At 68.5% G+C, this 14,201-nt stretch carries 12 protein-coding genes and 1 pseudogene; 6 read left to right on the forward strand and 7 right to left on the reverse strand.

All coding sequences use genetic code 11. From position 1 onward, the window contains the following. A pseudogene (locus QK444_RS05285) lies at positions 1–566 on the forward strand (hypothetical protein); the annotation flags it as partial. A gap of 126 nt (positions 567–692) precedes the next feature. Here QK444_RS05285 and QK444_RS05290 read toward each other — a convergent pair. Further along, complete coding sequence (locus QK444_RS05290) at positions 693–1,106, reverse strand: hypothetical protein (RefSeq protein ID WP_282777632.1); 414 nt, start codon at positions 1,104–1,106, stop codon at positions 693–695. A 503-nt stretch (positions 1,107–1,609) separates the two neighbouring features. On the opposite strand from QK444_RS05290, the gene QK444_RS05295 reads away from it, so the two are divergent. The 3 genes from QK444_RS05295 (at position 1,610) to QK444_RS05305 (ending at position 3,618) form a co-directional block, all read left to right on the forward strand. Continuing rightward, positions 1,610–1,927: a helix-turn-helix domain-containing protein gene (locus QK444_RS05295; protein WP_282777634.1), complete on the forward strand. Its 318-nt coding sequence runs from the start codon at positions 1,610–1,612 to the stop codon at positions 1,925–1,927. A 17-nt stretch (positions 1,928–1,944) separates the two neighbouring features. Next, positions 1,945–2,871, forward strand: a complete 927-nt coding sequence (locus tag QK444_RS05300) for an integrase core domain-containing protein (protein WP_282777690.1) — start codon at positions 1,945–1,947, stop codon at positions 2,869–2,871. A 570-nt stretch (positions 2,872–3,441) separates the two neighbouring features. Then, the gene (locus tag QK444_RS05305; protein ID WP_282777636.1) at positions 3,442–3,618 is read left to right on the forward strand and encodes a hypothetical protein; all 177 of its coding nucleotides are present in this window, start codon (positions 3,442–3,444) and stop codon (positions 3,616–3,618) included. A gap of 6 nt (positions 3,619–3,624) precedes the next feature. On the opposite strand, the gene QK444_RS05310 is transcribed toward QK444_RS05305, so the two are convergent. After that, positions 3,625–5,049, reverse strand: a complete 1,425-nt coding sequence (locus QK444_RS05310) for a hypothetical protein (protein WP_282777638.1) — start codon at positions 5,047–5,049, stop codon at positions 3,625–3,627. A gap of 289 nt (positions 5,050–5,338) precedes the next feature. On the opposite strand from QK444_RS05310, the gene QK444_RS05315 reads away from it, so the two are divergent. Next, positions 5,339–6,160: an SAM-dependent methyltransferase gene (locus QK444_RS05315; RefSeq protein WP_282777640.1), complete on the forward strand. Its 822-nt coding sequence runs from the start codon at positions 5,339–5,341 to the stop codon at positions 6,158–6,160. 4 nt (positions 6,161–6,164) lie between these two features. Here the strand turns inward: QK444_RS05315 and QK444_RS05320 are convergent, their stop codons facing one another. The 4 genes from QK444_RS05320 to QK444_RS05335 all read right to left on the reverse strand — a co-directional run bounded on the left by QK444_RS05320 (position 6,165) and on the right by QK444_RS05335 (position 9,686). After that, positions 6,165–6,533: a DUF4913 domain-containing protein gene (locus QK444_RS05320; protein ID WP_029927470.1), complete on the reverse strand. Its 369-nt coding sequence runs from the start codon at positions 6,531–6,533 to the stop codon at positions 6,165–6,167. Positions 6,534–6,601: 68 nt separating this feature from the next. Further along, positions 6,602–7,222 (reverse strand): GNAT family N-acetyltransferase, encoded by a 621-nt coding sequence (locus QK444_RS05325; RefSeq protein WP_282777643.1) that lies wholly within the window; start codon positions 7,220–7,222, stop codon positions 6,602–6,604. Positions 7,223–7,318: 96 nt separating this feature from the next. Continuing rightward, entirely contained in the window at positions 7,319–8,644 is a 1,326-nt protein-coding gene (locus QK444_RS05330) for a cytochrome P450 (protein WP_282777645.1), read from the reverse strand. Positions 8,645–8,735: 91 nt separating this feature from the next. Next, positions 8,736–9,686 (reverse strand): WYL domain-containing protein, encoded by a 951-nt coding sequence (locus QK444_RS05335; RefSeq protein ID WP_282777647.1) that lies wholly within the window; start codon positions 9,684–9,686, stop codon positions 8,736–8,738. 62 nt (positions 9,687–9,748) lie between these two features. Here QK444_RS05335 and QK444_RS05340 point away from each other — a divergent pair, with 62 nt between their 5' ends. Further along, positions 9,749–10,897 (forward strand): epoxide hydrolase, encoded by a 1,149-nt coding sequence (locus tag QK444_RS05340; RefSeq protein WP_282777649.1) that lies wholly within the window; start codon positions 9,749–9,751, stop codon positions 10,895–10,897. Here the strand turns inward: QK444_RS05340 and QK444_RS05345 are convergent. Further along, complete coding sequence (locus QK444_RS05345) at positions 10,894–14,073, reverse strand: carboxyl transferase domain-containing protein (protein WP_282777651.1); 3,180 nt, start codon at positions 14,071–14,073, stop codon at positions 10,894–10,896. The two genes, QK444_RS05340 and QK444_RS05345, sit on opposite strands and share 4 nt — an antisense overlap. Positions 14,074–14,201 lie beyond the last annotated feature (128 nt).

Genomic DNA, 14,201 nt, shown 5'->3' on the forward strand with positions numbered 1-14,201 from the left:
CCCCCCCCCCCGCCGCCGAGACCGAGATTCGGGAGGTGCGCCGCGAAACCGCCGCGGAGATCGAGCGGATACGCGAGCAGGCCACCGAGGACATCGACCTGGCTCGCACCAAGGCCGCCGCCGAAATCGAACAGGTGCGCCGCGACGCCGCCCAACGCGTCACCGCCGCGGGCGCCGAACGTGATCTCGCGGTGCAGCGAGCCGCCGATGCCGACCGCGCCATCGAGCGCGCCGAAAACGCTGTCGCCGAACGCAATCAGGCCCTCACCGAAACCCGCGACGAACTCCGGCAGGTTCGCGCCGAACTGGAACGCACCCGCACCGAGTTCACCGAATCCCGCCGCACCGCCGCCGCCGATATCGCCGCAGTCCGCACCGAGGCCGCGGCCGCCCTCGACAAGGCCCAGCACGACGCCGCCACCAAACTCGCCGCCCTGGACGACGCCCGCGCCCAAACCCTGGCCCGAGCCGAACGCGCCGAACGGCAACTCGACGAACTACTGGCCGCTCGCCGCGACGGCCCGGCTCTGTCCGCTCGGTCACCGAAAGCAGATCGGGTCGGATGAAACCCATCTCGCGTGGGCTCCCGATCTCCGCGCAGATCTCGGTCGGCACGGTGAATTCGCCGTGCGTATGGCGCAAGTACGGTCACAAACGCCTACCGCCGGCCGCCTGCGCCGCAAGGTTTTCTCTCAGAGTCCTAATTGGCGCAAGAGATGCTCGATCTGTGGCGCTACAGTAATCCAACGTCCAGATTGCAGTGACGCGTAGATGACGCGTGGTTCCACCCTCGAGGTACGGAAGTCCAATGCGAACGGCTGGTCGTAGCCGAGATCTCCGATCAGTACCGACAGGGCGGGATCGATATCTCCGGGTGGGGTCGACTCGTCCGGGTGGCCGCGCAGGGCCGGTGCCTGAGCAGCAACATCGATCCAGTGTCGGTTCTCGGTTCGCATGTACTCGAGCGAGTAGAAGTTCGGCTGCTGCGGCTCCTCACCAAAAACCTGTTTCAGGAGCCGCGTGTCCGGCGCCTTCCATCGGCCTTCCCCGATCGCCCCCACCAGGGTCTCCGGCAACGGCAGACCATTGATCTCTGTCACCGTCATACGTCAGACTCCACCTTTCTACCAGTGATTTCATGTAGAGTTCTCATGATTTCCGGACGCAAGTCCTCCGGGACAAACGGTCCGTCGAAGCTACGGTTGTCACCATTCACCGACCTGGATGTCCACCTACAGCCAAGAGAGCCATCCTCCCGCAAGACCGCACTGAACCCGACACTCTCGCCGTAATCACGATTTATCGCTTGCAGAAGTTTGTCCTCAACATCCACATGACCTCCGTACCGGGGTACCAGGTTCGTTGGCTCTCCTGGGATATCGAGCCTTGTCGTATCACCACTCGGGTAGGCGAGCATTTTCCGGGTGCCAGGGTGGTAGACGCCGCTGAAACCCGACCCCGGACCAAAGGCGCGGAGCCGGTCGGCACTGAACATGGCAAGGTTTGTCAAGGAGTTCTCGACATCGTGGGGTGACAGTGTCGCGCGTCAGACTTTGTGGCAGGGCCCGTTTCTTGCGGGCGTGACCTGTGAAGAGGAGTCTGATCGTTCATGGCGAGACCAGCGGCTGTGCCGGCCGAGGAGAAGGCCCGGATCGTGTTGTCGATCCTGGCCGGTGAGGTGAGTGTCGCCGAGGCGGCCCGGCGGGCGAAGGTGTCCGAGCAGTCGGTGGGGAACTGGAAGCGGCAGTTCCTCGAGGCCGGCCGCAGCGGCCTGGTAGCGGGGAAGTCCGGGTCCTCGACGCGCGAGCAGCAGCTCGAGGCCGAGATCGCGGACCTGACCCAGGCGTTGGGTGAAGCGCATCTGGCCGCGCGGGTGTGGAAGAAGTCCGCGGAGGGTCGGTTGGGCCCTTCGAGGACCTCGAGGTGATCCGCGTGTCCGCGGGCATGCCGACCGCGAGGTTCTGTCAGGTGGTCGGTGTGCCCGAGCGGACGTGGCGGCGTCGGCAGGCGCGCGCCCGGTCCGGTGTGCCGGTGAAGGGGTCGTGGCCGCGTCCGGCCCGCGAAGCCGTGCGGGAGGCCGCGCGGCGGCATGCGCTGGCGCATCCGGCATGGGGGCATCGCAAGGTGTGGGCGATGTGCCGTCACGACGGGCACCGGGTCTCCCAGGCCACCGTGCTGCGGCTGCTGCGTGACGAGGGCCTGCTGTTGCCCGCGGCCTACCAGCGGGAGCGCCGCCAGCTCGCGCAGCGCCGCAAGGTGGCGTTCGCGACCGAGCCCACGGGCCCGAATCAGGTGTGGCAGTTGGACTTCAGTGAGTTCGAGACCACTGCCGGCGGGACGTGGCGCATCGCCGGGTGCCGGGACTACTGGTCGAAATACGAGCACCCCTGGCACGTGTCGCCGACTGCGAACCAGCACGACGCCATCGCCGCGATCGAGCTCGCCCTGGCCGACTACGAACAGCTGCACGGGCATGCGCTGATCGATGCCTGCGAGCGCGACACCGGCGGCAATGTCGTTGCGGCGGTGACGATCGTGACCGACAACGGTGGCCCGTTCCGGTCGTTCCGGTTCGAGGCGTTCATCGCCACCCACCCCGAGCTGGCCCATGTCCGCACCAGGGTGCGCAGTCCGGGCCAGAACGGTTCCCGCGAGCGAGGATTCGGGTCTCTGAAGTACGAGCGCCTGTTCCTCGAGGAGATCGATTCGGCGCTCGACCTCGTCGAGCACGCCGAGAAATACCGCATCGAGTACAACACCGTCCGCCCGCACGAGGCGATCGCCTGGAACCGGCCACACGACGTCCACACCGGGGGCGCCGACCCCTACGTCCCCAACTTTCCCGAACCCGAAAACCTGCCAACTACTTGACGCGGGACAACAGCGACGGTGCCGGTGGAACGGCGCGGCCTGTGCCCTCGATAGGATGCTTCACCTGTTCGGCAGCCAACGCGTCGGCGTCACCTGCCCCACGGCTGACAGTCCGAAGGCCGGTCGCACCGAACGGTCCGCCGTAGCTCCTTTCGATGTACTCGGCGATGCGTGGTATCTGCTGGCTGCGCAATCGATCGGCTACGCCCTTGAAGAACTCCGGCAGCCTCGACCCCGTCAACGGTCCTCACATGCTGCTGCTCCGCACCAGCCACGCCGAAATCCGCCTCGGCGTAACGGTTTCGTCAGCATCCACTCGGATCAGGCCGCTGCTGTCGGCGATACCGGTCGGCACCCGACCCCGCGATCGCCTGCACCCGATCCCACGTTCACGCTCGCCATGGTGAAACCGTACCGGAAGTTGCTTCCGCACGCCGGTCTTGACAAGGACGAGCAATAGTGACCCGGGACAGCATGGCCGCAGCGCATCAGCTTGCTAGCACGGAGCGCACGCGCCGGAGCATGACTTACCCGTGCGACTAGCTCTCCGGTCCGGATACCCTCATCCGCATGGACGACTACCGCGAACGGCTCATGCGCGATCCGGAGCTGGAACCGCACAACATGCTCGAGGAGGTGCCCCTCTACCGTGGACCCTCCACACGCGTGCGGTTGCTGGCGGCGGTCGTCGCGGCCTCGCTCTTCCTCGGTGCCGCGGCCACCGTCACGCTGCTGGTGCTGTCCTGAGCGGTATCAGTCCGCCAGGGTAGACGGGAGTGAGATGGACCAGGATCCATCCGCCTCGATCTGGAGCGTGTGCGTGTCGGTGGGGAGGACCACGCTGCCGCGATAGGTGCCCACCTCGTCCACGAGCCGTTCCGGCCGGTCCGTGTGGGCGATGATCCGGAACGTGTCGGATCCGGCGTGCCGCACGCGAATCCTGGTGTGTACGAGTCGATATCGGGAGGGTATCCGGAGCACCGCCGGACCAACGCCGGACATCAGTCCCGTCCATTCGGGTGCGGCGCTCACCCGGTCGATCGTCACGCGCCACCGGATGTGGGTTGCCGCGTCGATCCGCAGCGCCACCGGTACCACGCCGAGATCCAACGGCAGCACTCCGCGGTAGTCACCGATCGAATCCGCCAGCACGGCTATTTCGCTCCCGTCCGCGCTCCGCGTCGATACGAGGAACCGGGTGTCGCCGCGGATATGCAGCCCCACCGTATGCCCGACCCCTGACGCCAGTCGCAGGGGCAGAACGGCGGATCCGCCGCCGACGGCGATTTCGGGCAGTTCGCCGGAACCGAGTGGTGGGGGCCGGTAGTGGCGTTCGGGCGCACCGGGGATCCGGCCGTCGACGATCTGCGGCCGTGGCAGGGGCACGGTGGGCCGATTGTGTTCCTTTCCGCGAGTCGACCTGGCGCGGCGGGACAGCCGCGGCAGCAGCGCGGGCATGGCCGCGATCTGGCCGACGGTCACCCACATATCCAGCGCCGTGCGCACCCGCTCGTCGATGAGCGGGTGCAGCTCCTCGTTGTCGAGCGCCGGGTGCAGTCCGACGAGATAGTCCGACAGCACCGCCGCCTGCCCGGCCAGTGAGCGAATGCGGCGCAGTTCGGCCTCATACTGGGTGGGCGTATCGATTTCGAGGGTGTACACCGCCGCTTCGGCGAGCTGCCGGGCCGTGGGCACCGCTGCGGCCATGGCGTGCCGATGCGGTCGTGAGGTATTCCGGGCCACCGGGCCGACCTGGAGCGAGGTCGGCACCTGGATGGCAGCGGTGATGTCGAACTGCGGATCGGTGGTGGCGGCGCGCGCGTGTACGAGCCACTGCTCCACCACATTCAGCCATCGCCAGACCTGGTCGAAGGTCTCCGGCGGAACATACCCTGCGGTACGAGGATCGACGGCGTACACGGTATCCAGTACCGATTCACTGAGCGTCTGCCATGCCGTCGCGGACCAGGCGGCGAGCAATCGCGCCTGTGTCGCCGCGGTTGCCTGCCAGATGCTCTGTCCGGCAACCGACAGTTCCGCGCGCATCTGATCGGCCAGCAACTGCTCCTGATGGGCGGCGCGTCCGGCCTGTCGCAGCGCCTCCAACACCCCCGCGTCCCGCTCGCCCTGCCGCAGTGCGCGCAGCCGGGTCCACAGGTTCGGCCGCGGCCCCACCATGACTGCCCCTCCTTCGAACACTGACACCGTAGCCGATCTTGCACCGGCACCTTATTATTCAGACCATTCGGGCATTCAACCGCAGGTCAGCGCTCTCGTGCGGTCTGCGCGATGAATCTTCACCCCGAAGATTTCAATGCCGATGGAATCCCGGGCTTGCACCTGTATCGTCAGATGCGAACGACTGCTCCACACGGACGCGATCTGGAATGATCTTCTGTCGTGGTTCCGCCTACCGGCGAGCTGCCCGTGCGATCATCGACCGCTGGTGCACGGAAGGGTAAAGGGGTTGCGAGACTTGAATATCAACGCCATGCGGGCACGGCAATCACGGCCGAGTGTGGCGCGCGTGTACAGCTACGTGCTCGGTGGGCGCGACAACTACGGGGTGGACAAGGACGTCGGGGATTTCTTCATGGGCGATCTCCCCGGGTCGGAGATGCTGGCCATTACGAATCGTCAAGCCATCCTCCGCGCGGCCCGCGATATGGCCTCGGACGGCATCCGGCAAGTCATCGATATGGGCTGCGGACTGCCGACCGACGAGAATGTGCACGATGTGTTGCGGCGCAAGGTCCCCGATGCGCGTGTGGTGTACGTCGACAACGATCCGTTCGTGGTGGCGCACGGGCGGGCGCTGCTGGCCATCGACGAGAACATCGCGGTGGTGGAGGCCGATGTCGGCGACCCGGCGGCGATTCGGGAGCATCCCGATGTGCAGCGGCTCATCGATTTCGACGAGCCCGTCGGCATCATCTTCGGCGTGGTGCTCAGCTTCCTCGATGACGAGGCCGATCCGGCCGCGGTGGTGCGGGACTGGTCGCAGCGCCTCGCGCCCGAAAGTCGCGTCTACATCTCGCATTTCCGCACCGGACGTACCCGGGAGGCGGTCGCCACCGAGCGCAAGATCCGGGACGCCTTCGGGGTCGGAACCTGGCGCGACGAGGAGAGGATCAAGAGCTTCTTCGGCGATCTCGAACTGCTCGAGCCGGGAATGGCGCCGTGCGCCCGCTGGCGGCCGGAACCGCCCGCACCGGGAAGCGATCCGGTGCACAAGGATTTGAGTATCTGGGAGGACCTCATCGTGGCGGGGATGGCCCGCAAGCGCTGAGTTCCTATGCGGTCGGATCGGTGAACAGTCCCTTCCGGGGTGAGACCAGCGGCAGCGGGCCGAGCATGCTCTGATGCCCGTTGGTCACCGAGCAGAACCGGAAGGGTCCGTTCGCCGCGAGTAGTCGGGCCATCTGCGGGTCGGCGTGATCGAGGAACCACACGCTCAGTCCCGTGCGTGAATCCAGGCGGTAGTGCTCCCAGGCCCGCCACAGCACATCCAGCCGCGCGACCGCCTCCGCGTGCTTCCACCATTCGACGCACCACGCCTGGTTCGGGTCGTTGATCACGTCGCGCCGGTACACCACGCTGAGGTAGTTCTCGACGAACTCGATCACGGACGGGTAGACGTACGGTGAACTCCAGTCACTCATGCCGTCCATTCAACATCAGAATCGACCAACGTCACTGTGACGCAGGAAAGTTCGCCATAACGTCGACGTCAATCCGCCTGATCAGCGGGTTCCCGCCACATCGACCAGACCAGCGGACCGCCGTCGGTGAAATCGTGCTCAGCGGTCTGAACGAATCCGAAGCGCTCGTAATAGGGGACATTGTCGGCCTTGCTGGATTCGAGGTAGGCGGGCACCCTCTCGGCGTCGCAGCGGTCCAGGCGCGAGTTCAGCAGCGCCTGACCGTATCCGCGCCCACGTGCCGTGGGCAGGGTGCCGATGAAGGCCAGGTACCAATGCGGTTCGCGAGGGTGTACGTCCGCCATGCGTTCGGCCATCCGCCCGGCGAGGCGGATGCGGCCGCGGAAGGCGCGGATCATGTTCGGTGCGGCCCGCAGGGTGGCCGCGGTCGAGGCGTGCCAGTGTCCCGGCGGAGCCCAGACCGCCGCGCCGACAATGGTTCCCGCATCGTCCTCGACCACGTCTACACCGCCGTAGCGCAGGAAATGGGTGCGCGTCAGCGTGGCGTACATGAGCGCCATGCGGTCCGCCCGCACGCCGGCATCGGGAACGAAGTAGGTGGCGACGGGGTCGTCCAGGAAGGCGATGCCCAGGACGCGGGCGAGTTCGGGGATATCCGAATCGGTTGCCGGGCGAACAGTGACCTGCATCAGCTCAAACTACAACCAAGATCGCTCTCCGGCCACTGCCGGGCCCACCGCCGAGCGGGTGTTCACCGACAGCGGAGGCGCACCGAGGCCCGCACGTCACGACGGTGCGGCCGGAGCGCGCACGGTGATCCGCGCCCCGCCCGCGGGCACATGGGTGATATTGCGTATGCGCGTCCGCTCCACCGACCCGTCCTCGGGCAGTTCGAGGGCGAAGCGGCCGAGGACCTCCCGCAGTACGACGGCGCCCTCCATGAGTGAGAAGCCCGCGCCGAGGCACCGGCGCACCCCACCGCCGAACGGCAGCCAGGTATTCGGTGCGACGCTGCCGTCCAGGAACCGGTCGGGCCGGAAACGGGCGGCGTCCGGATAGGCGTCGAACCGCTGATGCGCCAACAGTATCGAGGTCGATACGACGGTGCCCCGCGGCAGCTCGATGCCGCCGATGGTCATATCGCGGGTGATTCTGCGCCCGGTGGCGGCGATGACGGTACGCCGCCGCAGCGACTCCTTGAGCACCGCCTCCAGGTACTTGTCGTCACCGTCGTGGGCGGCTCGCCGGGCGGTGTCCTGGACCTCCGGATTCGCGGCCAGCTCCTGGAACGCCCAGGCCAGCGCGGACGCGGTGGTCTCGTGCCCGGCCAGCAGCAGGGTGATGAGCTGATCGCGCAGTTCCGCGTCCGAGAGCGGCTGATCGGCCGGATGGTCGCCGGACCCCACCGCCAGCAGTCGAGACAGCACATCGGCGCGCTCGTCGATATCGGGGTGCGCGCGGCGGCGGGTGATCTCGTCGAACAGCAGGGCGTCGATAGCGAGCTGGTTCTCGCGGAAACGCCGCCATACCCCGACGCGCGCCAGGCGCGGATACTTCCAGCCGAAGAACACGATCGGGTTGATGTTCACGATCCGGCGCAGTCGCGGTGCGAGTTCGCCCCGCCGCCGCTCGTCGGTCATGCCGAAGACCACCTGCATGATCACATCGAGGGTGAGCTCGTTCATGCGATCCAGGGCGGGCAGGGTGGTCCCGGACGTCCACCGGTCGGTATGCGTCTTGGCGATCGCCTCCACCATGGCCCGATACCCGTGCAGCGCCGATCCGGTGAAGGCGGGCATGAGCAGTCGCCGTGCGCGGGCGTGCTCCTGTTCGTCGGTGAGCAGCACCGAACGTTCGCCCATGATGTGCACCAGCAGCCGATTGCCTTCGCCCGCATGCAGATCGGCCGGGTCGGCGGCGAAGATCTCCCGAATGTGCTCGGGCCGCGAGAATATCACCACGTGCTCCGCGTAGGGCGGCACCAAGCGCAGGCTGAACACGTCGCCGTAGCGGCGAGCCGCGCGCTCGAGCAGGAAGCCGCGCCATTTCGCGTACAACACGGTCTGAACCATCCTCGGCAGCCGAGGACCCGGGGGATGGGCGGTGGGCACGGGAAATCCTTTCAGGCCGCGGGCGGCGGCGACCGCCTCTCGTCCACGGTAGGGCGCGAGCGGCCGCCGCGTGCAGATATGTTCGGCCAATTCAGCGCACTGCCGCGGTGCAGCGGCGGGCGAGCTTCTCGATCTCGGCGACCAGTTCCGGCGGTTCGGTGACGGTGAAGTCGGTGTCGAGCGAGGTCAGCATCCACGACAGGGCCCAGGGCGAATCCGCGCCGAGGTGCAGCAGACAGCTGGTGTCGTCGACCGCCTCCAGGACGCCCATGCCCGGCCAGATCTCGTCGGCGAGTTCGGCCGCGCCGCGGTGCAGCGTGACCGTGGCCTGATACGGCCAAGACGACTGGGACAGCCGTTGGGACAGGTACGCGACCACATCGCCGTCGGGTGGTTCGCGGGGTGTGAACCGGGGGCCGGTGGGGATGCGCGGGCGCAGCCGGTCCACGCGATAGGACCGCCAGTCGTCGTGCGCCACATCCCAGGCGACCAGGTACCAGTGCCGGTTGAAGTTCACCACCGCCTGCGGTTCCGCCTCGCGGATCGTCTGTCGCCCAGCGTGATCGGTGTAGTCGAAACGCAGTCGCTCGTGCCGGTCGCAGGCGTCGGAGAGGGCGATGAGAACGTCGGGGTCGACGCGCGGCGCGGCGGCCTCCACGCGCACCAGCGACCGCGTCAATCCCGCCAGCCGGTGACGCAGCCGCGACGGCAGCACCTGTTCCAGCTTGGCCAGCGCCCGCAGCGAGGCCTCCTCGATGCCGGAGACGGTGCCGCCGGTCGTGGTGCGCAACCCGACGGCCACCGCCACGGCCTCCTCGTCGTCGAGCAGCAGTGGCGGCAGGGACGAGCCCGCGCCGAGTCGGTATCCGGCCGTGCCCTGGACCGCGTCGACCGGGTAGCCGAGTTCCCGCAGCCGGTCCACATCGCGGCGCACGGTGCGGGCGCTGACGCCGAGTCGATCGGCCAGCTCGGGACCGGACCACTCGCGATGGGTTTGCAGCAGCGACAGCAGTCGCAGCAGTCGTGCCGAGGTTTCCAGCATGGCCCCAGATTGCCACATGCTTAGGCCAGAACCTGACCTAAGGGGCTTCTAGCGTGGGAACCATGACGACCATCGAGCCCTTCCGCATCGACATTCCGCAGCGCGAGATCGACGACCTGAACGCCCGCCTCGCCCATACCCGCTGGCCGGATGAACTGCCGGGGGTGGACTGGAGTTACGGCATCCCGACCTCGTATGTGCGCGAACTCGCCGACTACTGGCGTACGGAGTACGACTGGCGGGCCGCGGAGGCCGCCCGCAACGAGATTCCGCAGTTCGTCACCGAGATCGACGGGCAGCGACTGCATTTCATGCACATTCGCTCCCAGGAGGCCGACGCGCTGCCGCTGGTCCTGATCCACGGCTGGCCGTTCGCGGATTTCACCGACATGATCGGCCCGCTCACCGATCCGCGTGCGCACGGCGGCACGGCGAGCGACGCCTTCCACCTGGTGATCCCGAGCCTGCCCGGGTGCGGTCTGTCGGGTCCGACGCGGCGGCCCGGTGACGCCGCCACCGAGCGCGCGGCCGAACTCATCGCGAAACTCATGGCGCTGCTGGGATATTCGCGCTACGCCGCGCAAGGCGGGGATGCCGGTTCCTTCATCGCCCCGCAGGTGGGTCGCATCGATACCGAGCATGTGGTCGGCGTACACCTCAACGATCCGATCACCATCCCGTCCTGGGACGACGACGGCTCCGACTACGGTCCGGAGGATCAGGAGAGGTTGGCCGCGCTCCAGGACTGGTCGAATCAGGATCACTCCGCGTACGCCATGGTGCACTCCACCCGGCCGCAGACCCTCGCGCCCGCGGTCTCGGATTCCCCGGCGGGCATGATGGCCTGGGTTCTGGACGTCGTGCAGACCTACACCAACCCCACGAAGTCCCGGCCGGATGAGGCGATGGACCGTGACCACCTGCTGACCAACCTGTCGCTGCTGTGGTTCACCAACACCGCCGCGTCCTCCATGCGGCTGTACCGGGAATCGCAGCAGTGGGGCGGGGAGGCGACGAACTCCGGGGTGCCGACCGGTGTCGCGACCTTCCCGGGCGGGAACACCATTCGCGGGCTCGCCGAGAAGCAGAACACCGTCGTGCACTGGTCGGAGTTCGACCGCGGTGGGCATTTCGCCGCCATGGAGGCGCCCGACCTGCTCACGGCCGATCTGCGGGAGTTCTTCCGCGCGTTGCGCGAACCGGCGGCCTAGCGCAGGGTGTCGATCCACCGCCGCGTATCCGCCGGGTCGATGACGTCGTCGAGTTCCAGCACGGTCGCGGCGGTGAGCGCCTTGCCGTTGGCGTAGGCGAGTCGCACCAGGTTGTCGAAGGCGGCGGCGCGCTCGGCCGGATCCTCGATGGCGGCGAGCTCCTTGGCGAAGCCGAGCCGCACCGCGCCCTCCAGGCCCATACCGCCTATCTCCCCGGTGGGCCAGGCGACGATGAAGCGCGGGGCGCGGAAGGAGCCCGCCGCCATGGCCTGTGCGCCCAGGCCGTAGCCCTTGCGCAGGATGACGGTGCCCCAGGGCACCGTCAGCGCGGCCGCGTCGATGAACAGCCGGCTGAACTTGGTGACCGTGGCGTGTGTCTCGGCCTCCGGTCCGACCATGAATCCCGGTGTATCGCAGAGGGAGACGATCGGCAGCCGTTGCGCGTCGCAGAGTCGCAGGAAGGCGCTCAACTTGTCGGCGGCGGGGGCGTCGATGGCACCGCCGAGGTGGTGGCAGTCGTTGGCGACGAGCCCGAAGGGGCGGCCCTGCACCCGCACCAGCGCGGTCACCACGCCGACACCCCAGTCGCGGCGCAGCTCCAGCACCGAGCCGATATCGGCGACGGCGTCGATGGCGGCGCGAATATCGAAGGCGTGCAATCGATTCTCCGGCACCACATGCCGGGACAGGCGCGGGTCGGGTGCGGTCCACTCGGTGTCCGCGCCCTGGAAGTAGGCCAGGTACCGGCGGGCGACGGCGACTGCCTCGGCCTCGTCGGCGGCCACCACGTGCACCACGCCGTTGCGGCGCTGCACCTCGACCGGACCGATGTCCTCGGGCGCGTACACGCCCAGCCCGCCGCCCTCGATCATGGCCGGGCCACCCATGCCGATAGTGGCGTCCGGGGTGGCGATCACGACATCGCACATGCCGAGCAGGGCGGCGTTCCCGGCGAAGCAGCGGCCGGACACGATGCCGATGAGGGGGACCGTGCCGGAGAGCGCGCCCATGGCGCGGAAGGTGGTGACGTCCAGGCCGGAGATCCCCGAGTAGTCGGTGTCGCCGGGGCGCCCACCGCCGCCCTCGGTCCAGAACACCACCGGAAGTCGTTGTTCCCGAGCCAGTTCCAGCATGCGGTCGGTCTTGGCGTGATTGCGCATGCCCTGGGTGCCCGCCAGCACGGTGTAGTCGTAGGACATGACCACCGCGCGGGCCGCCTCGGTGCCGAAGCGGTCGGCGTTGACGGTGGCGACCCCGGCGACGAGCCCATCGGCGGGTGTGTTGGCGATGAGGTCCTCGGGGCTGCGGCGCAGCCGCTGGGCAGCGACCGCGAGGGCTCCGTACTCGATGAAACTGCCCGCGTCGACCAGATCGGCGATGTTCTCCCGCGCCGTGCGCCGACCGAGACGGTGCCGTTTCGCCACGGCCTCGGGGCGCGCCTCGTCGCGGGTGCGGCGGTGGCGTTCGTGGACCTCGGCGAGGTCCTCCCGTACCGCGTCGAGGTCCGCCGCCTCGAGATCGGCGATCGCGCCGTCGTGGTCGGCCGCGGTCCAGATCAGCAGCGGCGTATGGGGATCCACCACGCTGCCGGGTGCGACCAGGGCGCGGCGCACCCGCAAGGGTTGTTCGGCGCGCACCACGTGCTGCATCTTCATCGCCTCCAGCACCGCCACCTCGGCGCCGGCCGCGACCAGCGTGCCCGCCTCGGCCACGGTGACGACCGTGCCGCCCAGCGGGGAGCGCAGCGCCTGCTCGTCATCGGCCAGCTCCGGTTCCACGGCCACCGGTCTCGGCGTCGCCGCGGCGACGGCGGCGGGCGCGATATCGACCGCCCGGGACAGGAGTTCGCCGACCTGCCGCTCGAACCACGCCGTCGACACCACCGCACCGTCGGCCAGCGCCTCGAGCACCGCCCGCTGTAGTGCGATAGTGGTGTCGACGCCGTCGATGACGGTCTCGGCCAGTGCGTCGGCGCAGCGGCGCAGCGCGGCCGGATACGACGGACCGCGGGCTATGACCTTCGCCAGCAGTGAATCGAATCGCGCACCCTGTCGCATACCCGGATAGGCGGCGGTATCGACGCGCACCCCGATGCCGATCGGGGGTGTGAACCGGTGCAGCTGTCCGGTGCTGGGCAGTACCTCGCCGCCGGCGGTGACGATCTCGGCGTTGAGCCGCGCCTGCACCGCGTACCCGCGCGGCGGGGTCGCCTCGATACCGAGGTCGTCGAGCGTGTGCCCCTGGGCCAGATCCAACTGGAGGGCCACCAGGTCCAGGCCGGTGACCTCCTCGGTCACGGTGTGTTCGACCTGGAGTCGCGGATTCACCTCGAGGAACCACGCGTTGCCGCCCGAGACCAGGAACTCGACGGTGACCACGCCCCGGCAGGCCACCGATTCCGCCAGTCGCACCGCGTGGTCGTGCAGTGCGGTCCGCAGCGGCGCGTCCAGATTCGGGGCGGGCGCGATCTCGAGGAGTTTCTGCTGCCGCCGCTGCACACTGCAATCCCGGTCGCCGACCGCGACCGCGCGCCGCCCGTCCGCGACGATCTGCACCTCGATATGCCTAGCCTCGTCCACCAGCGCCTCGGCGTAGACCGTGTCGTCCCCGAATCCGGAGCGGGCTTCGGCCCGGCAGTGCTCGTACGCCTCGGCCAGCTGGCCCGGGTCGCGCACCACGCGCATACCGCGGCCGCCGCCGCCCGCGGCGGCCTTGACCATGATTCCGCCGGGATGGTCGGTGAGCAATGCGCCGATCTCGGCGAGGGTGGCATGTGCGGCGGTGGCGGGCAGGACCGGCATGCCCGCCCGCGCGGCGGCGGCGCGGGCGGCGACCTTGTCGCCGAAGACGCGCAGCACGTCGGGGGAGGGGCCGACGAATACCAGGTCCGCCGCCGCGCAGGATTCGGCGAACGCGGCGCTCTCGCTGAGGAATCCGTAGCCCGGGTGGACGAGGGCTCCGGATCCGGCCGTGCGGGCCGCTTTCACGACGGCATCGATGTCGAGATAGGCGGCGGCCCCGTCGCCGGGCAATTCCAGGGCATCGTCGGCCAGCCGCACCCACAGGCCGTCCGGGTCGTCCGTGCTGTGCAGCGCGAGGGTCGCGGCACGGCGTTCCCGCGCAGTCCGCATCACCCGAACGGCCACTTCTCCCCGGTTCGCCACCACGATGTGCATTCCGACAGTCTCATCGACGCCGCCGTCCGCGTCACGCCGAGCGGCGGCCAGCTACCGACTGGACGGCCGTTTCCACAGCGGGTGCCGACATGCCATCGATGCAAATGTCCAGGTAATCCGACTTTCCG

Source organism: Nocardia sp. CC201C (genome assembly GCF_030010695.1).
GTDB classification, from domain to species: domain Bacteria; phylum Actinomycetota; class Actinomycetes; order Mycobacteriales; family Mycobacteriaceae; genus Nocardia; species Nocardia otitidiscaviarum.